Source organism: Pseudothermotoga lettingae TMO (assembly GCF_000017865.1).
Classification (GTDB): domain Bacteria; phylum Thermotogota; class Thermotogae; order Thermotogales; family DSM-5069; genus Pseudothermotoga_B; species Pseudothermotoga_B elfii.
In genome coordinates this window covers 321,794-343,467 of the sequence record NC_009828.1, presented here as the reverse complement: position 1 = coordinate 343,467, position 21,674 = coordinate 321,794, and the positions used below count along the sequence as shown (strand labels likewise).

22 protein-coding genes and 1 other RNA gene are annotated in these 21,674 nt (G+C 39.5%); 16 read left to right on the top strand and 7 right to left on the bottom strand.

Annotation, left to right across the window (positions count from 1 at the left end):
• The first annotated feature begins 2 nt into the window (after positions 1 to 2).
• On the top strand, positions 3 to 2,321 hold the full coding sequence (locus TLET_RS01665) for an esterase/lipase family protein (RefSeq protein ID WP_012002373.1): 2,319 nt from the start codon (positions 3 to 5) through the stop codon (positions 2,319 to 2,321).
• The gene (locus TLET_RS01660) at positions 2,308 to 3,156 is read left to right on the top strand and encodes a tetratricopeptide repeat protein (protein ID WP_012002372.1); all 849 of its coding nucleotides are present in this window, start codon (positions 2,308 to 2,310) and stop codon (positions 3,154 to 3,156) included. Before TLET_RS01665 ends, TLET_RS01660 begins: the two co-directional genes overlap by 14 nt.
• Here the strand turns inward: TLET_RS01660 and TLET_RS01655 are convergent.
• A complete protein-coding gene (locus tag TLET_RS01655) occupies positions 3,116 to 3,775 on the bottom strand; it encodes a hypothetical protein (RefSeq protein ID WP_012002371.1) in 660 nt (219 codons plus the stop codon). The two genes, TLET_RS01660 and TLET_RS01655, sit on opposite strands and share 41 nt — an antisense overlap.
• Positions 3,776 to 4,804 (bottom strand): rod shape-determining protein, encoded by a 1,029-nt coding sequence (gene mreB, locus TLET_RS01650; protein WP_041428372.1) that lies wholly within the window; start codon positions 4,802 to 4,804, stop codon positions 3,776 to 3,778.
• 132 nt (positions 4,805 to 4,936) lie between these two features.
• Here mreB and TLET_RS01645 point away from each other — a divergent pair, with 132 nt between their 5' ends.
• Positions 4,937 to 5,950, top strand: a complete 1,014-nt coding sequence (locus TLET_RS01645) for a lysylphosphatidylglycerol synthase transmembrane domain-containing protein (RefSeq protein ID WP_012002369.1) — start codon at positions 4,937 to 4,939, stop codon at positions 5,948 to 5,950.
• Here TLET_RS01645 and TLET_RS10860 read toward each other — a convergent pair.
• Entirely contained in the window at positions 5,928 to 6,128 is a 201-nt protein-coding gene (locus TLET_RS10860) for a hypothetical protein (RefSeq protein WP_041426412.1), read from the bottom strand. The genes TLET_RS01645 and TLET_RS10860 overlap by 23 nt on opposite strands.
• Positions 6,129 to 6,140: 12 nt before the next feature.
• Complete coding sequence (locus TLET_RS01640) at positions 6,141 to 7,001, bottom strand: YitT family protein (RefSeq protein WP_012002368.1); 861 nt, start codon at positions 6,999 to 7,001, stop codon at positions 6,141 to 6,143.
• Between the two features lie 262 nt (positions 7,002 to 7,263).
• Between TLET_RS01640 and groES the strand changes: the two genes are divergently transcribed.
• Together groES and groL are read left to right on the top strand one after the other, a co-directional pair.
• Positions 7,264 to 7,533 carry a co-chaperone GroES gene (gene groES / locus TLET_RS01635; RefSeq protein ID WP_012002367.1) on the top strand — a complete coding sequence of 90 codons (270 nt, stop codon included), beginning with the start codon at positions 7,264 to 7,266 and terminating at the stop codon, positions 7,531 to 7,533.
• A 15-nt stretch (positions 7,534 to 7,548) separates the two neighbouring features.
• Positions 7,549 to 9,168 (top strand): chaperonin GroEL, encoded by a 1,620-nt coding sequence (gene groL / locus TLET_RS01630; RefSeq protein ID WP_012002366.1) that lies wholly within the window; start codon positions 7,549 to 7,551, stop codon positions 9,166 to 9,168.
• A 300-nt stretch (positions 9,169 to 9,468) separates the two neighbouring features.
• Here groL and TLET_RS01625 read toward each other — a convergent pair whose 3' ends face one another.
• Positions 9,469 to 9,912: a pyrimidine dimer DNA glycosylase/endonuclease V gene (locus TLET_RS01625; RefSeq protein ID WP_012002365.1), complete on the bottom strand. Its 444-nt coding sequence runs from the start codon at positions 9,910 to 9,912 to the stop codon at positions 9,469 to 9,471.
• Between the two features lie 170 nt (positions 9,913 to 10,082).
• On the opposite strand from TLET_RS01625, the gene ffs reads away from it, so the two are divergent.
• From ffs to TLET_RS01615, 3 genes are all read left to right on the top strand, one after another.
• An RNA gene (ffs, locus tag TLET_RS10760) (signal recognition particle sRNA large type) lies at positions 10,083 to 10,347 on the top strand.
• Between the two features lie 94 nt (positions 10,348 to 10,441).
• Positions 10,442 to 10,879 (top strand): MarR family winged helix-turn-helix transcriptional regulator, encoded by a 438-nt coding sequence (locus TLET_RS01620; protein WP_012002364.1) that lies wholly within the window; start codon positions 10,442 to 10,444, stop codon positions 10,877 to 10,879.
• Positions 10,876 to 11,910: an NAD-dependent epimerase/dehydratase family protein gene (locus TLET_RS01615; RefSeq protein ID WP_012002363.1), complete on the top strand. Its 1,035-nt coding sequence runs from the start codon at positions 10,876 to 10,878 to the stop codon at positions 11,908 to 11,910. Before TLET_RS01620 ends, TLET_RS01615 begins: the two co-directional genes overlap by 4 nt.
• Before the next feature lie 305 nt (positions 11,911 to 12,215).
• Here the strand turns inward: TLET_RS01615 and TLET_RS01610 are convergent, their stop codons facing one another.
• Entirely contained in the window at positions 12,216 to 12,686 is a 471-nt protein-coding gene (locus TLET_RS01610; RefSeq protein ID WP_012002362.1) for a methylglyoxal synthase, read from the bottom strand.
• Positions 12,687 to 12,838: 152 nt separating this feature from the next.
• Here TLET_RS01610 and lpdA point away from each other — a divergent pair, with 152 nt between their 5' ends.
• From lpdA to secF, 8 genes are read left to right on the top strand one after another with little or no spacing between them, the layout of a single operon-like run.
• On the top strand, positions 12,839 to 14,194 hold the full coding sequence (gene lpdA / locus TLET_RS01605; RefSeq protein ID WP_012002361.1) for a dihydrolipoyl dehydrogenase: 1,356 nt from the start codon (positions 12,839 to 12,841) through the stop codon (positions 14,192 to 14,194).
• Between the two features lie 29 nt (positions 14,195 to 14,223).
• Positions 14,224 to 14,532, top strand: coding sequence for a (2Fe-2S)-binding protein (locus TLET_RS01600; protein ID WP_028843477.1), 309 nt, complete (start codon positions 14,224 to 14,226; stop codon positions 14,530 to 14,532).
• The gene (locus TLET_RS01595; RefSeq protein WP_041428369.1) at positions 14,526 to 16,328 is read left to right on the top strand and encodes an FAD-dependent oxidoreductase; all 1,803 of its coding nucleotides are present in this window, start codon (positions 14,526 to 14,528) and stop codon (positions 16,326 to 16,328) included. The genes TLET_RS01600 and TLET_RS01595 overlap by 7 nt, the downstream gene beginning before the upstream one ends.
• Positions 16,318 to 17,457, top strand: a complete 1,140-nt coding sequence (locus TLET_RS01590) for an NAD(P)/FAD-dependent oxidoreductase (protein ID WP_012002360.1) — start codon at positions 16,318 to 16,320, stop codon at positions 17,455 to 17,457. The genes TLET_RS01595 and TLET_RS01590 overlap by 11 nt, the downstream gene beginning before the upstream one ends.
• A 13-nt stretch (positions 17,458 to 17,470) precedes the next feature.
• The gene (locus tag TLET_RS01585; protein WP_012002359.1) at positions 17,471 to 17,956 is read left to right on the top strand and encodes a hypothetical protein; all 486 of its coding nucleotides are present in this window, start codon (positions 17,471 to 17,473) and stop codon (positions 17,954 to 17,956) included.
• Between the two features lie 15 nt (positions 17,957 to 17,971).
• On the top strand, positions 17,972 to 18,343 hold the full coding sequence (gene yajC, locus TLET_RS01580; protein WP_012002358.1) for a preprotein translocase subunit YajC: 372 nt from the start codon (positions 17,972 to 17,974) through the stop codon (positions 18,341 to 18,343).
• A 21-nt stretch (positions 18,344 to 18,364) separates the two neighbouring features.
• Positions 18,365 to 19,789: a protein translocase subunit SecD gene (gene secD / locus TLET_RS01575; protein WP_012002357.1), complete on the top strand. Its 1,425-nt coding sequence runs from the start codon at positions 18,365 to 18,367 to the stop codon at positions 19,787 to 19,789.
• The gene (gene secF, locus TLET_RS01570; protein ID WP_012002356.1) at positions 19,786 to 20,682 is read left to right on the top strand and encodes a protein translocase subunit SecF; all 897 of its coding nucleotides are present in this window, start codon (positions 19,786 to 19,788) and stop codon (positions 20,680 to 20,682) included. The genes secD and secF overlap by 4 nt, the downstream gene beginning before the upstream one ends.
• 14 nt (positions 20,683 to 20,696) lie before the next feature.
• Here the strand turns inward: secF and TLET_RS01565 are convergent, their stop codons facing one another.
• Entirely contained in the window at positions 20,697 to 21,671 is a 975-nt protein-coding gene (locus tag TLET_RS01565; RefSeq protein WP_144313061.1) for an AI-2E family transporter, read from the bottom strand.
• Between the last annotated feature and the right edge of the window lie 3 nt (positions 21,672 to 21,674).

The following is a 21,674-nucleotide window of genomic DNA, read 5'->3' as shown; positions in this document are numbered from 1 at the left end:
GAGTGAAAAAAATCCTGGAAGTTTTAAAAAATCTCCTCAAGAGGAAGCTGTTGTTTATTGTTCTCTCAGGATCGCTGGCAACCATTGTAATTATTTTCCTTGTACTGAGTCTCATCAACAATGAGTCAGTTATTCATCCAGATAAACAAAAAGATATTACTGCACAGGCATTGACTATTTCCATACCAGAAGGTGCTTTTAATAAGATGAAAGTTCTTCAAATTCGAAAAATATCACCTGAAAATTTGCCCGGTAAACTTTCTTCTTCTTTTGTATCAGATGTTTACGATGTTTCGCCAGGTGACGGTATAGATGAATTTGCAATGAAACCTTTGACGATAAAATACCGAATCCCCAAGAACCTCTATCTCGGTAAAGAATACGCGAATTTGAAAGTGGCGTATGTGCCAGATATTGAAGAACCGGTTTATAGAACTCTTGGAGGGGCTTACATAGATATTGACAACAATGGGCCATACATCGAAGTTGAAGCTTTCCATGCCTCTAAAATAGGAATAATTGCAAGCGTTCCAGAAAAGCAAAAAACAGGGCTCCAGTTGATAAAAGAAAACTCAAAAAGTCTTGAACCAATCCTGCTTTTGATTCCGGATATCGACAGAGGTTTTCTTGGCTTCATACCAAATTCAGCACGTGCCAATGTGAATATATGGAGTGAGATGTTTCCAAACAGAACAGTGATGTATTACGAATATCCTATAGTAAACACGAAATCCAAATCATATATGGATAGCTACAGACAATTTTCCAGGGTCAAAGGCACAAATAGCTTCATACTTTATGAAGCGGAAAAACTTGCCACAGAGCTTCAAAGATTGAAAAACCTTGAATTCGATATCGTTGCTCATGGCGTGGGCGGAATTATAGCGCGATTGGCTGTAGAAAAGCATCCGGAAATTAAAAATGTAAGAAAAATCGTTCTGATCAGTACACCAAACAAAGGGACAAATATTGTGAATCCAATCTATTTTGGAACACTGCTTTTTGGAAAACCATCAGAGGTGATTGCGTCTAATTTTTCAATGGACAGGACAATAGTCGATTCCATAAAGTCTCACCTGCTATTTTATCTTGAATCCTTGGGGCCTTTATACAGAGAAATATCTGTCTCATCCACATTGCTCAGCTCACTCTCAGAGACAAGAAAAGATATTGCATATCTTTGTGTCGTGGGAAATTCCCCTCCTATGTCAATCGATGTGAAAAGTACTCCTTTCGAAAGTTTTTATCCAGAGCTTGTCAAAGGCAGTGCAGATGGAGTTGTAACAAAAAGTAGTGCCCTGATAGATGGTGTAGAATCCCTCGTGGTTGAAGGCTCTTTTTTCGATTGTTATATATCAATTCAGTTTCAAGAAAAGTTGAGAGCTTTTCTTGCTTATGAACCTGCAAAAGTACCTGAATACAAAACAGAAACATATCCAGAAAAGATTCCCAATATACAGGGCAGAGAAATTGTGTCAGTAAAAAACGTCGATATAAGTACACCGGATACTTTCTCGATCACCCCTGTTATGAAAAAAACGAAAAATATGCCCTTTGATGGTGTGATAGATATCCTGAAGGTTGGTTCACAGGTAATATACCTTCGCAGGGATGGAATTTATTCGGCAAATGGAAAATTGTATGAAGGTAATTTTATATTCCCGCATGCGACTAACAGTAAAATGAGTTTCTATGCCAACGGTAACGTCATGTCTTACGACGGTAAAACCTTTTCAAAGTTAGCTACATTGCAATTACCAGCAAATTGTATTGATCTGATATCGACAGATTTTGGGATCTTCAGTCTGGTAAAAAATGAAAAGTTGATTCTGTACAGATGGGAAGAGAAATGGGCAAAGATGTTAGAGCTCGACGGGGAGTATGGAAAGTTCCTGAACAATCAAAATGTTATACTGCTTACGAATAAAAACATCTATGAACTCTCATCGAATGGATTGAAAATGCTGTTGAGTTCATCAGAAATTAATAATCAGAAAATAAGTACTGATTTCACCGCATTTTTGAGTATAGAAAACAATGCTTTCGTGGGTTTGAGAAGTTATGCTCTGATGGTTTATGACATGGTAAACAGGAAATACGCTCTTGTCGCTCAAGGATGGATAGATCCCGAATTTCTATGTCAAAGTGGGGAATATCTTTTAATTTGTGGCCGATCATCGATAATGTTTCTGAACCCTAAAACAATGACACTCAGAAAAGAAATTCAAAAATTCGATGGAAACATTACGAGAGCGCTGACATTGGGAAAGGAGGTCTATGTGCTTGTTGATGGGAGGGTAGAAGTTTATGAATTACCTTAAACAACTACTAATTGTTGCTTTCTTCCTTAGTGGAACTATATTTGCCATGAACGAATATTACGTATCAGCTATGAATGCGTATGCTTCTGGAAATTACAAGCAGGCCCTTGAGTGGTTCGAAACAGCTATCCAGAAAGAGCCATCACTCGAGTCTTATGACCCTTTCATGAAATTAAAAATGGGGATCTGCGCTTTTGCAACGGGAGATTTTCAAAGGGCAAGAACTTACTTGAGATCTTACCAGGGAAACGCTACTGCCGAAAAAATCTTGCAACTGATAGATCAGGAGAATGAGCCAACCGAGGAATGGATGGTGTGGATCAGATCAAAAACACCGGAAACAACTTCTTTGGCAACACCCGCGAAATTTACCAGGAGTAGCACATCGGTCTTTTTGCTTGTGGGAATATTCGTACTTAGCTTTTCTGCAACGTTTCTTGTTATGTACCTGTTAAAGCACCGCTTCAAAATCATCAAAGAGAAGAAAGAGCACTCTTCGGAGAAATCTCTTGAAGAGGTTATTGAAAGTAATATAAATGAGATAGAAAAACTCGTTCAGGAAATAAATCCTGCTGAAGAAGAAAAATATGAACAGTCAGATGAGGAGCTGAAAAAAATAGAAGCTCAACTCGATTCTATAGTTCAGGAAATCCTTGCCAAAGAAAAGCCAAAAGTCCCCGAACGACAACCTATCAGCGATGAAAATCCTTTCGAAATCCTGAAAAAGCTTGAAGAGAAAAATAACTACGATGAAGAAGATGCAAAGGTACTTTCAGATTTGATGCAAAAAATAGTCAGTAACCAGGAAAAATCACAAGACGAGAAGGAGCTGTAAATTTACTGTCAACGATGTAATATATCCCTTCTCTTCCAGCAATTGTGCCTATGTAACCAAAATTAAGGTTATTAAGTAGTGTTCCGCAGGTGAATACATCCGAAACTCTGACATCGAAGCCTGTTACATCGATATTTTCATAAATCCGAACCCTGTTTCCCGCAAAAAGCTCCCCATCGATTTCAGTGTCAGTTGATGCTAAAGTCACCTGAATGGTCATGTTAGGAGAAAAAATCGACTCCACCCAGCTTATTCCGGCATTCGAACTTTTTACAACTCCAACCAAGCGTTTTGAATCTGGGTCAACGGCAACATCGCCCTCTTCAGCATCCGCTGCTGCCAGGATATAATAACCTCGCACTCCAAGCACGGGTGTATACTCAGCAAACAGATGAGAACTGATTTCAATACGCTGAGATGACTCTTTTTTAAGAGAGAGCTCCACTCCTTCAATAACCCGAATTGAAAAAACCCTGCTCTTTTTAAATCCGACAGTTAATAAATTGCTGAACGAGTAAACTGCAGCACTTATGTTTCCTGAAAGGAGGATGTCTATAGCGAAAATCAGTGAAAAAATAAACATTAAGGCAATAAGTCTGCTAATCTGCCTTGAGTGCATTTAATCCACCTGCTGAAGTTTTTTGAGTATCTCTATTTTTTCCAAAACCTTTCCTGCGCCTCTCGCAACACAGGTCAGAGGATCTTCAGCTCTAACGACCTTTATACCTGTCTCTTCCTCGATCAATCTGTCGATACCTCTGATCAAAGATCCCCCTCCTGTTGCAACAATTCCACGCTCGACAATATCTGTTGCAAGCTCTGGAGGTGTTTTTTCAAGGGTAGATTTTATACTTTCAACAATAGTTGCCACAGGTATCATCAATGCGTCACGAACCTCTGCTCCTCTGAGAACGATTCTCCTTGGCAAACCTGTTGAAAGATCTATCCCGGTAACAACAGTTTCAAGAGAATCATGTTCTTGGCATGGAAAAACATTACCTATATCTATTTTGATCTTCTCGGCAGTTCTCTCCCCTATTGCTATCCGGTACGTCTCGCGAACATACTGAACAATAATTTCGTCCATTTCATCTCCAGCAATCCTGATTGAATCCCATACAACTATACTTCCAAGGGATATAACAGCAACTTCTGTGGTTCCTCCACCTATATCAACGATCATATTCCCGTTAGGTTCTTCAACATCCAGATCAATTCCTATCGCGCTTGCCATGGGTTCTTCTATTAAAAAAACTCTGGCAGCACCGGCTTCAAGCCCAGCTTCGAGTATAGCTCTTCTTTCAACATCGGTAATGCCAATAGGTACACCTATTACCACTCTCGGCTTAAAAAGCGTTATCGAAGATTTTGCTTTTCCAATAAAATATTTGAGCATAGAGAGAGCTACATCATAATCTGCAATAACTCCATCTCTCAAAGGTCTAAGTGCAATTATAGAAGCGGGTGTCTTACCGAGCATCAATTTCGCTTCCATGCCTACTTTTAAAACCTCTCCAGTATCAGCATTTATTGCAACAACAGAAGGTTCATTCAGAACTATACCTTTTCCTTTAACGTACACAAGGGTATTCGCAGTACCAAGATCTATCCCCAGATCTCTTCTCACATTCACGGTATCATCCTCCATTAAATACAATTCATACTTGATTCTATCATGGTGGTTTCACCATTGACAAAATTTTCTAACAAATTCACGCGCAAATCGTCAAAACAAGCTGTAACATCTGTACAATATAAAACGCAGAAAAGGTGGTGAACGATGAAAACAAAAATCTTTCTCGGAGTGATTCTCAGTCTGGGCGCAAGTGGCCTCATATCTTTTCTGGTATCAGGCAATCAAATCATCTCAGCCTTAGAGAAGATGAATCTCTGGTATTTCCTGCTTGCATGTTTTATGTATCTTCTTTTCTTAGTCCTCGATTCTCTGAGAACTAAACTTCTCCTCTCACATGCAAAAATAAATATCAGCTACCTGAAATGTTTTCAAAATACATTACTTGGACTTTACACAAGTGCTGTAACACCTTTCTCGGCTGGAGGTCAACCGTTTCAAATTTATCATCTGAATAAAAATGGTGTTCCTGTCGAGGCAGCTTCAATGACGATAGGGGTGAAATTTATCTCTTCTTTCACGTTGATGGTATTCAGTACATTTTTTCTCCTACTGATCAGAGGAAAGTCATTATTGACAACTGTAGGATCAACTTTACTGGTCTATTCCGGACTGGTTTTAACATCAAGTATATACTTATTCTTTCTTTTGCTCATCTTTTCAAAACCATTTGCGCAGAAAATTATCATGTCCAGATTTTTCACCAGAATTGTCTCCATCCTTACAAAAAAAGACCCAAAAGCCGTCTGGAAAAAAGCTTTCGACTCACTGAGCAATTATTTTGAATTGCTCAGAGGTTTATGGATTTCCTCTAAGTTGATTGTTTTGATCACTGTGATAATAACGTTTTTTAACATAATCATCACCGCAAGTTTACCTTATATTATATCAATAAGCTTTGGGCTCTCAGAAATCGATTATCTACAATTTGTTTGTGCATTTCTTACGATGAGTATGGTTGTCTATTTTGTACCAACCCCCGGCTCCTCGGGAGGTATAGAAGGCGCATTTTATTTAATGTTCAAAAATCTTTCATCCAGTGAATTCAGTGTGGCTACAATGCTTATCTGGAGATTGATAACATATTACGCGATACTCATTATTGGTTCCCTATCGCTCTCAAAGATGATATTCTCATCTAAACAAACAAAGCAATTATAAAAGAAAGAACATACATCAAGCCACAAATGAGCATGGCTTTCCAGCCTCTTCTATTGTGGCCTTTCATCTTCTCTTTCTCGTCATTTTTCATGGCCCTCAGCCCCAGCTCAAAGCTCAGAATCGCAAAGATCAAAACCATTGAACCTGCTATAAAAAACGTATTCGATATCAGTTCCAAGTTCTCACCCTTTCAGAAGGCGTTTCTTATATTTTGAAACCCCTCACCAAAAATATAACGGGCTTCACCAACAATTATAAATGAACCTTTATCGGTTTTCCGTATGAAAGATATGAGTTCCCCAAGTTCCCTTCTTCTCAACACAACGAGAAGTATCTTTCTCCTTTTTCCTGTATAAACTCCTTGGCCATCTATAAAAGTTGCTCCTCTTTTAAGATCGTTTACAACAAAATCGGCAATGATGTCATTTTTGTCCGATATGACAACAACCTGCGTGGAAGTTTCTATGCCCTTCATTACGAAATCTATCATCAAGCCGTTGATAACTATGGCAAGTATTGCATACATTCCTGTTCTCAGATCAAAGGTAAAACCCGCAAGAATTCCAACAGCGAAATCTATAAACAACAGCGTTGTCCCCATAGATGCCCCATAATAACGATTGAATATTCTTGCAATAATATCAGTTCCACCCGTCGATGCGTTTTGAGTAAAGGTTATGGCCATACCAATAGCAGTTAACAGATCTCCGAAGAAAACAGCGAGCATCATATCCCCAGCCAAATATTTTGGTAATTTTATAAATCTATCAAGTATATCTACAAGAAATGTCATCAAAAAAGTACAATAAATAGTCTTCAAACTAAAATCAAAGCCGATTGTGATTAAAGCAATAAGAAAAAGCAGCGCATTAACGATATACATCCAAACACCAACAGGTAATTTTATAAATGCATTTAAGATCATCGCGATACCGCTGGCTCCTCCTGCAGCAATATTATTCGGTATCAGAAAAACAACCAGCCCAACAGCCGTTATGAAGACTCCTACCGAGGAAAGAATATATTCTCTTATAAGTAAAGGCTTGTTCACCCAATCACCTCCCGGACAGATTCCTGCGAAATTGTATCATAACTTCTTCAATCTTCTATGTACATAAGTGCAACCAGAATGATAAGAAGAGAAAAAACATTCAAATAGGTATTTTTCTGGCACTAATTTTTCATAACTGGTTATACTTGTCAATAACTGCGAAAATTGGTACTTGATAACTTCCGAAGAGTGGTGTATGCTATAATTAGCACTCAAACAGTTCGAGTGATAATATTCAAAAAAATGAAAGGAGGTTTCGTTTATGAAAGTAACGCCACTTGGCGAAAGACTATTGATCAAACCATTGAAAGAAGAGAAGAAGACAGAAGGAGGAATAGTTCTTCCAGATTCTGCGAAAGAGAAACCCATGAAAGCAGAGGTAGTTGCCGTGGGTGAGAAAGTCGAGAATATCGATGTCAAGGTTGGAGACAGGGTTATTTTCTCCAAATATGCTGGTACGGAAATTAAGATTGATGATGTGGATTATATCATCATTGATGCGAACGATATATTGGCTAAGATTGAAGAGTGAAAGGAGGAGTGAGTAATGCCGAAACTATTGAGATTCGATGAAGAAGCACGCAGATCGCTCGAAAAAGGTGTAAACAAAGTTGCTGATGCAGTGAGAATCACACTTGGACCAAAAGGAAGAAATGTCGTTATAGAAAAAAGCTGGGGTTCACCAACTATTACCAATGACGGTGTTTCTATTGCCAAAGAAATCGAGTTAGAAGACAAATTTGAAAACCTTGGAGCTCAGCTTGTAAAAGAAGTAGCCTCCAAAACAAACGATGTTGCGGGTGACGGAACGACAACAGCCACCGTTCTTGCACAATCAATGATCAGAGAGGGACTCAAAAACGTAGCAGCAGGATCCAATCCAATACTTTTAAAGCGTGGTATTGACAAGGCTACCGAAAAAGCCGCAAAGTATATAAAAGACAAGGCAAAGAAACTTTCTGGTAGAGAAGATATCGCTCATGTTGCTGCTATAAGCGCAAACAGCTCTGAAATAGGGGATCTCATTGCAGAAGCTATGGACAAAGTTGGGGAAGACGGCGTCATCACAGTTGAGGACTCAAAGACCTTGGAGACCTACGTTGAATTCACGGAAGGTATGCAATTTGACAGAGGATATATTTCTCCATACTTTGTAACAGATGCAGAGAAAATGGAAGTTGAACTGAAAGAACCCTTCATTCTCATCACAGATAAAAAACTGAGTGCTGTCAAACCTTTAATACCCGTCCTTGAAAAAGTTGCCCAGACTGGCAAACCAATCCTTGTTATTGCAGAGGATGTCGAAGGAGAGGCATTAACAACACTTGTTCTCAATAAATTGAAAGGTACACTCTCTGCTTGTGCGGTAAAAGCTCCTGGTTTTGGTGACAGAAGAAAAGCTATGCTTCAAGACATCGCGATTCTCACAGGTGGAACAGTGATAAGCGACGAACTCGGTATAAATCTCGAAGATGTTGCCATCGAAGATCTTGGAAGGGCTGACATCGTGAGAGTCAAAAAAGACGACACAATTATAATAGGCGGAAAAGGAAATCCTGAAGAGATTAAAAAGAGAATAGCTCAGATAAAATCACAGATCGAACAGACTACATCTGAATACGAGAAAGAAACCCTGCAAGAAAGAATGGCAAAGCTTGCCGGTGGAGTTGCAGTTATAAAAGTCGGCGCTGCAACTGAAACAGAGCTCAAAGAGAAGAAACACAGAATAGAAGATGCTCTGAGTGCAACAAGGGCAGCTGTCGAGGAAGGCATTGTACCCGGCGGAGGAGTAACATTGATCAGAAGCAGAAAAGCTGTGGAAGATGTCCTGAAAGAACTTGATGGAGATGAAAAAGTCGGTGCAATGATTGTTTACAAAGCGCTCGAGGCTCCTATCAGACAGATTGCTGAAAATGCCGGTTATGATGGAGCAGTTATTATAGAAAAAATCCTTGCATCGAAAGAAGAATCATACGGATTCGATGCTTTGAAAGGTGAATATACTGACATGTTCAAAGCTGGAATCATCGATCCAGCAAAAGTCACAAGAAGTGCTCTGCAAAATGCTGCTTCTATTGCTGGAATGCTTCTAACAACAGAAGTGCTTGTTGTTGAAAAACCAGAAGAAAAGAAAGAAGCAGCTCCCGCAATGCCACCTGAATATTGATCCGGTAAAATCAATCAAGGAGGGCGAATGCCCTCCTTTTTTCTTTTAGAAAAGGAGCATTCTCTGGATCTTACCGTAGAATTTGAAAGTTAGTCTCGTATAAGTTCTATATCTGGCTCTTTGATGAGAAAATATTATCATTTCGTTTACATATTTACTCTACAAAAGCTTTTCATTCAATTGTTAGTTTTATATATTTCGTATTATATATATTGGAAGGCGCCAACCAAGATCTTGGTGAAAGGTCCACACGTACATTGGGATAGGTCTAATCTCTCAGAACTTGTACACCTTAGTTTATTATCTATTGTTTGGTCGCTCGAAGCTTTCGATATCCCCATCTACAACGTAGAAAAGTTGATTGGGTTGAACAGTCTCTACATTGAGTAGTTCAAGATATTTCTGATGATCTCTTTGTCTGAGCTTTGCCAAAAGATGCTGAAACTCGTATTTCAACTGTCCTTTGGTGACTTTGAGTTTGATGGATGTATCTACCTGTGAAAGATCGATCTTGGAGATATCGAAGTTGTAGTTTCTCTTTTGTGCTTGCTGAAATACGTGATACAGATATGTGTTTATGGATTTCAGTGGAGATGGATGGTTTTTGAATCTTTCAAGTTGAGGATGGCTTCTATATCCTTTAGTTTTAAAAGATAAAACAGCCTTTGCAAGGAGTGCTTCTCTCCAGACACCAAGCAGTCCTTTTCTATCCAGGTAACTAAAGTCTATCGACCACAACCTCATCTGATCACCAAGATAATTATTACCACAATGAGTTTCTAAAAAATCCATTCAATAGTTTTCATATTTTCCCGCAGCTATCGGCTGCGGTTTTGTTTTACGCTGTATTTCACTGATGGTTTTGTGTGTAAACAAGAAATTCGACATAGTTTGTTGTATAATTAAATATGGTGCCACGATAGGCGGGGGGCTGGCGGTCCCCTGTACCCGAAACCCGCCATAGCGGGGCCGAAATCCTGCTTGAGGCTACTTAAGTCGGGAAACAGGCTGAACTGAACGTGATGAAGGCTGGGTCCTGTGCAACGATGTACCATGAACCTGGTCAGGTCCGGAAGGAAGCAGCCATAAGTGGTTCACATCGTGTGCCGCAGGGGAGCCTGGCTGGAGCGGGAGGTGCAGTCATGCCCCGGTTCGGGTAAGTCGACAGCAGGTTCGTGGCACCTTTTTGTTTATTAAAATTTTTTGACTCGTACGATCAAAATTATTGACAGTTTAAAATATTAACTATATAATCCATAATGGGTGGTGCAGAATGGACCTCGACAGTGAAAAAATCATGAAATCGGTTTTCGACCTGGTACTCGCCTTCTCAAAAATGCTCAATTTCAACAGCGAAGTTGAAAATCTCCGGGCAATTGAATTATACGTGCTACTGTATGTTGCTCAGAAAGGACCACAAAAAATGAGCGAACTTGCGGAAGTTTTTTCAATGACAAAAAGCAACATTACTTTTTTGGTAGATAATCTCGAAAAAAACGGTTTTGTAGAAAGGGAAAGGTCAAATGAGGATAGACGGGTTATATACATAAGATTAACTGATCGCGGGCGCGATATTTACAGACAAATACTCGACGATTTTGCAAAGCTGATTGATAAAGTTGCATCGCAAATACCAGAACAGGACCTTTTGATAATTTCTGACGGTTTCGAGAGGCTTTCAAGGCTGTTCAGAACGGGGGGAGAAAGATGATACTGGTGACAGGTTCAACGGGTCATCTGGGGAATGTTCTGGTTAGATTTCTTGTCGCCAGAGGATACAGTGTGAAAGCAATGGTTGCACCATTTGAAGATACAAAGCCGATAGAAAATTTACCACTACAGATAGTGCAAGGCGATATAAGAGATCACGATTTTGTGGTAAATTCATCAAAAGATGTCGAAGCTGTATTTCACCTGGCTGCAACAATATCTATACTTGGCAAAAAGAAAACGGTTTACGATGTGAATGTAAATGGTACAAAAAACGTAATCTCAGCTTGCATAAAAAACAAAATTGGCAAACTGGTATATGTCAGCTCTATACATGCTTTTTCAGATCAAAAGCCAGGCTCTTTAATTGATGAGTCTATCCCAATAGACCCCAAAAAAGTTAAAGGCGATTATGCAAAATCAAAAGCAATGGCAACACTGGAAGTTCTCAAAGCAAGTAAAGAAGCAATTGACACTGTTGTAATATGTCCAACAGGTATCATTGGTCCCTACGACTGGCGAATCAGCGAAATGGGGAAGTTGTTGATTCTCTATTCAAAAGGTTTGTTAAAGGTTGGAGTTGATGGATCTTTTGATTTTGTGGATGTTCGAGACGTTGCAAATGTATTAATATCCGCATATGAAAAAAACGAATGGGGAGAAATATTCATCGCAAGTGGCCACCACACAACTGTTCGAGCATTGATACAAATGCTTGAAAAAATCAGAAAAAAACGATCAGTAAATGTATTTCTTTCAAAATATATAGCCTATCCAATCTCTCTTTTAACTGCCTTATATTATTTTGCAGCGAAAAAAAGACCCCTTTTAACGCCTTACAGCGTTTATACACTGAGCAGAAATTACATCTACTCAAACAAAAAAGCCTCAGAGAAACTTGGCTACAATCCGAGAAATTTACAGGAATCCCTTAAAGATGCCATCCAGTGGTTTGAAGACAACGGTTACCTCAAACCAGCCAACGGGAATTTACGAAAAAATACCAGAATGCACCTGTCCTTGGACAAATGATGAACGACAGAGTTTCTTTAGAAACTCTCAAAATTTATTGTTAATCTGCATAATATTTACAGAGGTTTCCAAGATAACCACAACTTTTGGATAAAGAACAAAAAAAGAAAATCATGAAGAAAACACTATAAAAAAAGTGAGGCTCCACAGAGCCGAACCAATGGGAAAAACCTCTGCAAGGATATTGGAGAACAATCCCCATATTTGTGTGAGTCATGCCTCTGTGAGGCAGGAAGTCACCTAATTTATTAGGTGGATCACTTAAGGTGGATCGGATCACTTAAGGAAACTTCCAGACAACATTCCTATTGATGAACTATCCGCTTGATTCTTTCGATAAGCTCAGCTTCGTAGTCCTGTTCAATTTTCTCGTATTCTTTTTCAAAAAGCGGCGACGATATGAGAAAATCAGCACTCGATCTTGTAATTGCCACCGGTATATTGTAAACTGTGGCAATCCTCAGCAGTGCTTTTATATCAACGTCATGCGCTAAAGGCTCAAGCGGATCCCAGAAGAAGATAAGCATATCTATTTGGCCCTCTGCTATCTTTGCCCCTATTTGCTGGTCACCACCCAATGGCCCGCTTTTGAACCTGTTTACCTTTAATCCTGTTTTTTCCTCTATTAAGGAACCTGTTGTGCCTGTCGCATAAAGTTCATGCTTGGACAAAGTACCTCTGTTGAACTGGACCCATTCTATGAGATCTTTTTTTCTCCGATCATGCGCAACCAGGCATATTCTCTTCTTTTTGCCAAGCCTTATCCGTTTTTCCATAAGCATACCCCCTATTTAAATTCATGCTTCATATTATCATTTGAAAATGATTATACTGTGACACATTGCCGAATAATGCATAACTTTATTTTTCATTATAGAATAGCGAAATGGTACAATTCATTTGTGAAGATTTTTAGGAGGTGATTGCATTGTATGATGCGGTTGTCATAGGAGCTGGTCCTGGTGGATATGTAGCTGCTATAAAGCTTGCGCAGCGTGGAAAGAAAGTAGCCGTGGTCGAAAAGTCATTTGTTGGTGGCACATGTACAAACTGGGGCTGTATTCCGACCAAGGCATTGTTGAGCAGTGTCCACCTTTACAGCGAAATAACAGAAAAAGGAAAGCAACTCGGCATCAACGTTGAAAAAATATCGTACGACTTTTCAGCAATGAAAGCTCATATGAATAAAACCGTCATGATGTCGCGTAAAGGTATAGAGTACCTGTTCAAAAAATACGGCGTAGAACTGATAAATGGTACTGCCACAGTCGAGTCAACCAGTGTTGTCAAAACGTCAGATAAAAAACTTGAGACTCATAATATAATTCTTGCAACAGGATCTGTCCCAACTCTTATTCCCCCTTTCGATCAGATTCCAGGTATCTGGACAAGTGATGATGTATTTAAAATGGAAAAACTGCCGGAGAGCATCCTTATAGTGGGAGGAGGGGTCATTGGTATAGAGTTTGCCACATTTTTCTCCACACTCAAGATACCCGTAACTGTGGTGGAATTGATGGATCATATTCTGCCAGGTGAAGATAAAGATGTTGCAGAAACAATTTCAAAATCATTGAAGAAAAAAGGTGTCGAGATTTACGAATCATCCAGAATCACTTCCGTAGAACCTGATTCTGACGCGTTCAAATGTATTATTGAAACCAAGCAAGGAACTGTAGAAAAAATTGTCCAGAAAGTGCTTGTTTCTGTTGGAAGAAAGCCAAATATTCCCAAAGATATTGAAAAAATTGGTGTGAATGTTCAAAGAGGAATCAAAACAAACAATAAAATGCAGACTAGTGTACCGAATATCTATGCAATTGGTGATGTCCGGGGCCAAATAATGCTTGCTCATGTTGCTATGTATGAAGCCGTTGTAGCAGCAAGGAATATTTGTGGTGAAGATGTGCATATGGAATACTCGGCTGTCCCAAGCGTGATATTTTCCAATCCCGAGGTAGCAGTTGTGGGAATACGTGAAAAAGAAATTGATCCTTCAAAAATCAAGGTCTTCTCTTTCCCTGTTAGTGCAAACGGAAGAGCAAGAACTATTCTTGAAAGAGATGGATTTGTTAAAGTAATCGCCGATAAAAATTCGCTGAAAGTTCTTGGCATGGCAATAGTAGGTCCATCTTCAACCGACATGATCATGGAAGGCGTTGTGGCTGTCAAATTTGGATTGAAGGCAAATGAGCTGGAAGAATCGATTCATCCACATCCAACTTTGACCGAAACAGTTCTCGGTGCACTGGAAGGTATTGTAGAGATGCCCATACATCTCTAAGCTTTCTTTGCCCCTGGAGGTGATGTGCTTTGAGAAGAATAAAAACCCACCCTATCCTTGATGTGGAGCAACCAAGAACAGTCAAGTTTTTCTTTGAAGACAGAGAAATCGAAGCTTATGAAGGAGAAACAATAGCTTCCGCTCTTGTAGCGAACGGAATTGATATCTTCGGATCTACAGAACATGGAAAACCAAGAGGTTTTTACTGTGCCATAGGAAAATGTTCTTCGTGCCTGGTCGTTGTCGATGGTGTATCGAATGTTCGAAGCTGCATCACTCTGGTAAAAAATGGAATGCATGTTGAGCGACAAGCAGGTAGAGGTGAATTAAAATGGTAAAAACCGATTTCTTGATTATAGGAGGAGGCCCTGCAGGCTTAAGTGCTGCCATCGAAGCTGGAAAAAGAGGAGTTAAAACATTAATAATCGATGAGGGAGTTCATCTCGGCGGGCAACTTCTAAAGCAAACACATAAATTCTTTGGTCACGAAGGATTCTATGCCTCTGTCAGAGGGTTTGAAATAGCGAAAAAATTAACCTCCCAGCTTAATGAAAATGTCTCCATTATGGAACAAACAACAATAACAGGGATCTATGAGGATATAATTACTGCTTATAACAGGCTTGAGGATTCTGTTTTTGAGATAAAGGCGGATTTTATACTTATTGCAGTGGGAGCCTCGGAGCGGTTTATACCATTTGAAAACAATCATCTCCCGGGTGTGTACGGCGCAGGAGCAGTGCAGACTTTGATGAATCAATTTAAGGTTCTTCCCGGAAAAAGAGTTTTGATGGTTGGGTCAGGAAATATAGGATTGATCGTTTCTTATCAGCTCCTTCAAGCTGGGGCTAAGGTAAAAGCTATAGTTGAAATATCAAACAGAGTAGGAGGCTATGATGTCCATGCAAGAAAAATAAAGAGATTGGGAGTTCCTATTTTGCTGAATCACACAATAAAGAAAGCCATAGGAGAAGATAGGGTTGAAGGAGCTGTAATTGTTCAGGTAGATAGCAATATGAATCCCCTCGAGGGAACAGAAAGAGAATTTGCTGTAGATGTTATCTGCATTGCCACGGGACTTATTCCATCTATTGAACTTGCTGCAATGGCCCACGTGAAACTGGAGTACATTCCACAGCTTGGCGGTTATGTACCTTACAGAGACAATGAAATGCGAACAAATGTGAAAAATATCTTCGTGGCTGGCGACCTGGCTGGTATAGAAGAAGCAACAACCGCGATGATCGAGGGGAAAATCGCTGGTCTTGCTGTCTCCAGGGAATTAACCGGTGTGGATGTTCAATCTGAAATCGAGAAAATGCAGAGAGAACTTGTTGAATTCAGGTCAGGTCCATTTTCTGAGAAAGTTCGGAATGGCTTGGAGAGGTTTTTCACACAAAAAACCATGAACTATTCAACAAAAATGCAGGAAAATGAAGGACCGATCGGTAAGATAAGGCCCATCATAGAATGTTTTGAAAATATACCATGTAATCCATGTCAAACATCCTGTCCAACTGGTGCGATAACAGTGGCTGAGAACATAAACAGTTTGCCCATCATAGATTACTCAAAATGTATAGGCTGTGGCATATGTGCTATGAAATGCCCGGGCCTTGCTATTTTCATGATACAGGAAAATTACCTTCCTGAAAGAGATCTGGTGGCTATTCCGTATGAATTTCTACCAATTCCAGAAAAAGGTCAAAAGGTCGTAGCATTAGATCAAGAAGGGCATGAGGTGTGCGAAGCAACTGTAGAGAAAGTAACAAAATCCCCTAACAAGACTCATCTGGTTTATATAAGTGTCCCAGAAGGCCTTTCAAAAACCGTCAGGGCTTTTCGCTTGCCGGAGCAATCTGAGTCTGTTGTCTGCAGATGCGAGGAAATCTCTGTTGACCAGATAGAAAAGGCTATAGAAGAAGGTTACACAGACTATGAGGAGCTCAGAAGATATCTGAGACTCGGTATGGGCCCATGCGGTGGAAGAACCTGTAGGGCAATTGCTGTAGCAATTTTGGCAAAGAAAACAGGGAGAAAAATAGATCAAATTAGTCTAAATACTTTCAGGCCTCCCATAATGCCTGTGAAATTTGAAGCAATTGTCAGAGGAGAGATGAAACATGAAAAATGAATACAGAGTGGTAGTTGTTGGCGGCGGAATAATTGGTTGCTCTGTGGCTTATCACCTTGCAAAATTTGGCGAAACAGATGTGGCTGTTTTTGAAAAAGACTTCATCAGTTCTGGTTCTACTGGGCGATGTGCAGGAGGTATCAGACAGCAGTGGAGTTCTCCACATAATGTAATACTCGCCATGAGAAGTGTCTCTCTTTTTGAAAAGCTTTCTGGGGAAACAGCAACAGATATAGAATACAAACAGGGAGGTTATCTCGTTCTATCTTACAGTGAGGACGAAGCCCGGGAATTTGAGAAAAATGTCCGTATGCAAAGAGAACTTGGCCTGGACGTGGAGATTTTGACCCCTAAGCAAATAAAAGAAAGATATCCTTACTTGAATACCGAAGGTGTAAAACTGGCAACATTTTGTCAGAAAGATGGCCATGCAAACCCACATCTCGCGAATTTCGCATATGCGAGAGCTGCCAGAAAAATGGGCGTTCATCTATTCACTCATACAAAAGTTGTTGGTATAGAATTTCACAGAAGCAGTTTCATAATTCATACAAACAGAGGAACTGTTAAAACACGATTCGTTGTCAACGCAGCAGGTTCATATTCAAGAGATGTTGGAAAAATGGTAAATATAGATCTTCCAACAGAAAGTTACAGGCATCAAATAATGGTTACGGAGGCTGTCAGGAATTTCTTAGATCCAATGGTAATAAGTTTTTCAGGAAATTTTTACATCAGACAATCAAAACACGGCCAGTTCATCATGGGTCAGGGGGACGCAGACGAAAAACCTGGTATAAATTACGATGTTACTTTTAAATTCGAGAAAGATATGGTGCAAAAAATGATGAATATCTTTCCGCCGTTTGGGAATCTAAGAATAATCCGTCACTGGTCAGGGCACTATAATATGTCGCCTGATGCACAGCCTATAATAGGACAATCTTCAGCTGTCCCGGGCTTCTATTATGCCGTCGGTTTCAGTGGACATGGATTCATGCTTGCTCCTGCTGTTGGAGAAGCAATAGCGCAAATGATGCTTCATGGCAAATCAATCCATGTTGATATAAGCGAACTTGACATTGACAGATTTAAAAAAGGCGTTCTCAGAGAGAAAAATGTTGTATAGGAGGATTTAGAAGTTGACCAGGAAAATTGTTTACATTCTACTGTGGCTATCAATGAGTGTTGCTATTTTATATTTCACACATCTCACTGGCTTTGAGACTATCGATAGAGTCATTTTACCTGTATACTTTATTGTCATTCTGGCCACATTAATTCACGGGGCCTTTGTCGGGATAATTGTTGGCACTTTGAGTCCTGTTCTCAGTTTTTTTGCAACACGTATTCCATCAGAATCTTTCATTTTTATAAGAGCTATCGAGCTGGTGATACTTGCTATTTTCTGTTTCGTATGGATGAAAAAGGTAAAAAATTTGAGATTAGTGATAATGCTCACATTTTTTTCTACGAGAATTGTGTTGTTCTTAGTTGAATTTACACAGTTTTCCCTGTATACAGTATTTAAAGATACTCTTTATGGACTAATTGGTTTGGGATTGCAATTGTTTTTTATCCCAACGATTTATAGAATTCTGGTAAAATCAATTGAGATCGAAAATTAAAAGGGAGGTATTCAAGTGAACATAATCTACAGTGCAGCACCAGGGGCAACAGGCAGTGCACCAAGTGCAACGACAACCGCGACAGGTTCTGGGTGGAGTTTCATAATTCTGCTTGCCATGCTTTTCGCCATGTTTTATTTCTTGATAATTCTTCCACAGCGAAGACGTGAAAAACAGTTCAAAGAAATGGTTTCAAATATGAAGCGCGGTGATACGGTTATCACAGTTGGTGGAATCGTCGGAAAGGTTATCGACATTAAAAAGGATACTATTAAGATTAAAACATCGATGACAACAGAGCTTGAAGTAACTAAAAGGGCTATAGCAACTGTTTTGAAAGAGAAAGAAGAATCAAAAGAACAGCAGGAGGAGAAAGATAAAGAGTAGAACCAAGGAGGGGACTTAGTAATGAGAACAGATAGAATAAGGCTTGTTATTGTGATTGTAGCTATTTTTGGGGCCTTTCTTGCTTTACTCTGGCCCAGCGAGGAACAGACATACAGAGGATTGGCAGCTATATTTCAACGCATACCACTGGGACTTGATATAAAGGGTGGCGCCCGATTAGAGTATCGCGTTGATATTGATGAGAATGTCGAAAATCCAAGTGAAGTTATTGACGATGTCTGGACTGTTTTGCGAAACCGACTCGACGCTGCAGGTTATACTGAAGCAACGGTAAGAAAGACTTTCAGGGAAAATAATTCTTTCATAGTTGTTGAAATTCCTGCTGCAACAGATACTACCAGAGCTGAAAAATTACTCGGCTCTACAGGGTTAATGTACTTTGGCCAGGTGATAGACGAAAGCCAGATTGATCCCCAAAACGATCCGAGGCTGAAAGACCTGGCAAAACTTAAGAAAGCCGAGTGGCTTCCATCAAGAGATGGTAAAATCTGGTACCTTGTCCGCACAGAAGTAATGCTTGTAAAAGATCTGAAACTTGTTTCACCTCAGATTGTCTCTGCAAGCCCTGTACCAGAGACACGCGTGGGAAGGTTCGGTTACAAAGTTACTTTTGAACTATCGAGCAAAGATTCAGAAATCTTCAAAAAGATCACCCAGCAACTAGTTGTTCCAGAATCAGCTATAGGAAGTAGCTCCTCAAAAGAAAAACGACTTGCTATAGTTCTTGATGACGTGGTTCAATTTGCCGGTTATGTAATTTCCGTTATACCGGATGGAAAAGCAGAGATCACCGGCAATTTCTCATTAGAAGAAGCCAAGCAACTTGCTGCCATATTAAGAAGCGGTGCCTTGCCAGCAAGATTGGAAAAGATATCAGCAGGATGGGTTGCTCCATTGCTTGGTTCAGATATAGTTAAAACTTCTCTATGGGCAGGAATAATTGGTTTATTTGTTGTCCTGATATATATGATATTCACTTACGGAGTTCAGGGAATCATCGCCGATATAGCACTCGTTTACAACACCTTTTTGTTGCTTGGTGTACTTGCTGCCACCCACTCTATTCTTACATTACCGGGTATTGCAGGTATTATATTTACTATTGGAACAACAGTAGATGGAAATATCATAATCGCGGAAAGAGTCCGCGAAGAACTTAAATCTGGAAAATCTGTAAAAGCGGCAATATCGTCGGCTTTTGGAAGATGTTTCATTACGCTGTTTGATGCCAATTTAACAACTATAATAGCCGGACTGGCCCTGTATTATTTTGGGACAGGCACAGTTAAAGGTTTTGCCATCACACTGATCATAGGTGTACTTGGAAGTTTCTTTGTGAATATTGTTCTTTCAAGACTTCTCACCGACGCTTTGAGCTCTTTCATACGCAAACCAGCTGTGGAAGAAAGGGGAGCTCAGTCATGAAAAAGATGGACTTTGTTGGAAAAAGAAAGTTCTTCATAATTATCTCAACTATTCTGATCGTAGCAAGTGTGATCTCGATGCTGGCAAAGGGATTCAATTTTGGCGTTGAATTCACTGGTGGTTCAGAAATCATATTGCGCGTCGAATCAAACAGTTTTTCAGAATCAGATGTGAGAACAATCTTGCAAAACATTTCTTCAGATTTTGAAGCAGCGCGTGTAACAAGAGTCAGATCTGTGGGAGATCCAGAAGGTATAACAAAGTTTTCTATCACTCTATCCAAAACTTTCGAAACAGAAGAAAAAGCAAAGGTTCAAAGCAGCATAGAACAGCAAATTTCAACAGTTGGCGTTAAAGGTCAGGTTATTTCTTTCAACGAAACCGGTGGTTCTGCAGCAGAAGAAATAAGGAGACTGACCTGGAGGTCTATTTTGATAACCCTTGCAGCTGTTCTTGTGTACATAACATTGAGATTTAACTTTGTCTTTGGAATAGGTGCAACAATCGCATTGATTCACGATGTCCTGATAACTCTCGGGATTTTCTCGTTCACCGGCTACGAACTGAATGTGCCAGCAGTTGCAGCTTTTCTCACGTTGATTGGTTATTCTCTAAACGATACTATAGTTGTCTATGACAGAATAAGAGAAAACATGAAAAAATTCAAGGGGAAAGAAATTTCCTCTCTGGTCAACGAGAGCATAAACCAGGTTTTCAGAAGAACCTTAAATACATCTCTCACAACATTTTTCGTGGTTTTCATATTGTTTCTTTTTGCTGGAAATGCCATTAAACCTTTTGCCTTCGGCATGACAATTGGTGTGGTAGTTGGTACATATTCTTCCATATACATAGCAAGCCCACTGGTCATCAAATGGGTCAAAAGTAGATAACAAAAAAGCCCCCTTCAATGGGGGCTTTTGCTTACATATTGATTCCAGAAATTCTTTACATATATAAGTGTGGGAAGTGCCACAAATATTCCGCCAAAACCTATCACGTCTCCAAATAGAAGGATTGCAATTAATATAAAAAACCAGTGTATTTTCAACGCATTACTTTGTATCTTAGGTGCCAAAAACCACATTTCTAACTGGTTAGCAGACAGGAGAATTAAAACACCTATTATCAATCCTTTTAACCCATGGGAAGCAAAGCCAAGCATTAAAAGGGGTATTGCAGATATTATGACCCCGAGATAAGGTATAAAATCAGTAATAAAGGCAAGAACACCAAGAAAAATAGCGCTTGGTATTTTGAAAATAAGTGACATCACACCAACGAAGAAACCAACGAAAGCAGCTACTAAAACCTGTCCTGCCACAAATCTTTCAAACTCTCTATAGGTTGTCTTTGCAAAATAGATACCTTTTTCTGGATTTTCGGGAAATAACTTGTCCAATTTTTTTGAGACAACTTTTTTCAAATTCCCCACAATAAGTGTTGTAATAACAACGATAACCAGGGCTGTTATAAGCGAAGGAACATATCCCAACAATTTATTCACAATGGTAAGTGCGATATCGGAGAAACTCTTTCCAAGATTCGTTAAAAAACTCAGGATCCAGTCAGGAATACTGACATCCTCGAAAGTTATTTGTATTTTCTCAATCTCTGAGAAAACCTTTTTGGCTTCGTTTATAATCACGGGGAAAAAATTCCCAATCGAATACGCTATCACACCAAGTACAGTCACATTCGCCAGAATTCTTGAGATTTTTCCGTGCAGGAATCTGGCAAAAAATCTCGCTACGAAATCAACTATTATTGATAAATACACACCAAGCATCAGAGCAGTCATAATAAATGGAGATAATTTTGTAAGAAGTAAAAACAGTATCAGATAAAAAAGTACCAAGATTCCATCCTTCAAAATTTTCACTCC

Excerpts from the sequence above, each read along its gene's own strand:
- secF (WP_012002356.1), top strand. The coding sequence starts at position 19,786 with ATGAAAAAGATGGACTTTGTTGGAAAAAGAAAGTTCTTCATAATTATC.
- TLET_RS01610 (WP_012002362.1), bottom strand. The coding sequence starts at position 12,686 with ATGGAAAAACGGATAAGGCTTGGCAAAAAGAAGAGAATATGCCTGGTT.
- TLET_RS01645 (WP_012002369.1), top strand. The coding sequence starts at position 4,937 with ATGAAAACAAAAATCTTTCTCGGAGTGATTCTCAGTCTGGGCGCAAGT.
- groES (WP_012002367.1), top strand. The coding sequence starts at position 7,264 with ATGAAAGTAACGCCACTTGGCGAAAGACTATTGATCAAACCATTGAAA.
- TLET_RS01615 (WP_012002363.1), top strand. The coding sequence starts at position 10,876 with ATGATACTGGTGACAGGTTCAACGGGTCATCTGGGGAATGTTCTGGTT.
- TLET_RS01655 (WP_012002371.1), bottom strand. The coding sequence starts at position 3,775 with ATGCACTCAAGGCAGATTAGCAGACTTATTGCCTTAATGTTTATTTTT.
- TLET_RS01590 (WP_012002360.1), top strand. The coding sequence starts at position 16,318 with ATGAAAAATGAATACAGAGTGGTAGTTGTTGGCGGCGGAATAATTGGT.
- secD (WP_012002357.1), top strand. The coding sequence starts at position 18,365 with ATGAGAACAGATAGAATAAGGCTTGTTATTGTGATTGTAGCTATTTTT.
- TLET_RS01595 (WP_041428369.1), top strand. The coding sequence starts at position 14,526 with ATGGTAAAAACCGATTTCTTGATTATAGGAGGAGGCCCTGCAGGCTTA.
- TLET_RS01620 (WP_012002364.1), top strand. The coding sequence starts at position 10,442 with ATGGACCTCGACAGTGAAAAAATCATGAAATCGGTTTTCGACCTGGTA.
- groL (WP_012002366.1), top strand. The coding sequence starts at position 7,549 with ATGCCGAAACTATTGAGATTCGATGAAGAAGCACGCAGATCGCTCGAA.
- mreB (WP_041428372.1), bottom strand. The coding sequence starts at position 4,804 with ATGGAGGATGATACCGTGAATGTGAGAAGAGATCTGGGGATAGATCTT.
- TLET_RS01625 (WP_012002365.1), bottom strand. The coding sequence starts at position 9,912 with ATGAGGTTGTGGTCGATAGACTTTAGTTACCTGGATAGAAAAGGACTG.
- TLET_RS01660 (WP_012002372.1), top strand. The coding sequence starts at position 2,308 with ATGAATTACCTTAAACAACTACTAATTGTTGCTTTCTTCCTTAGTGGA.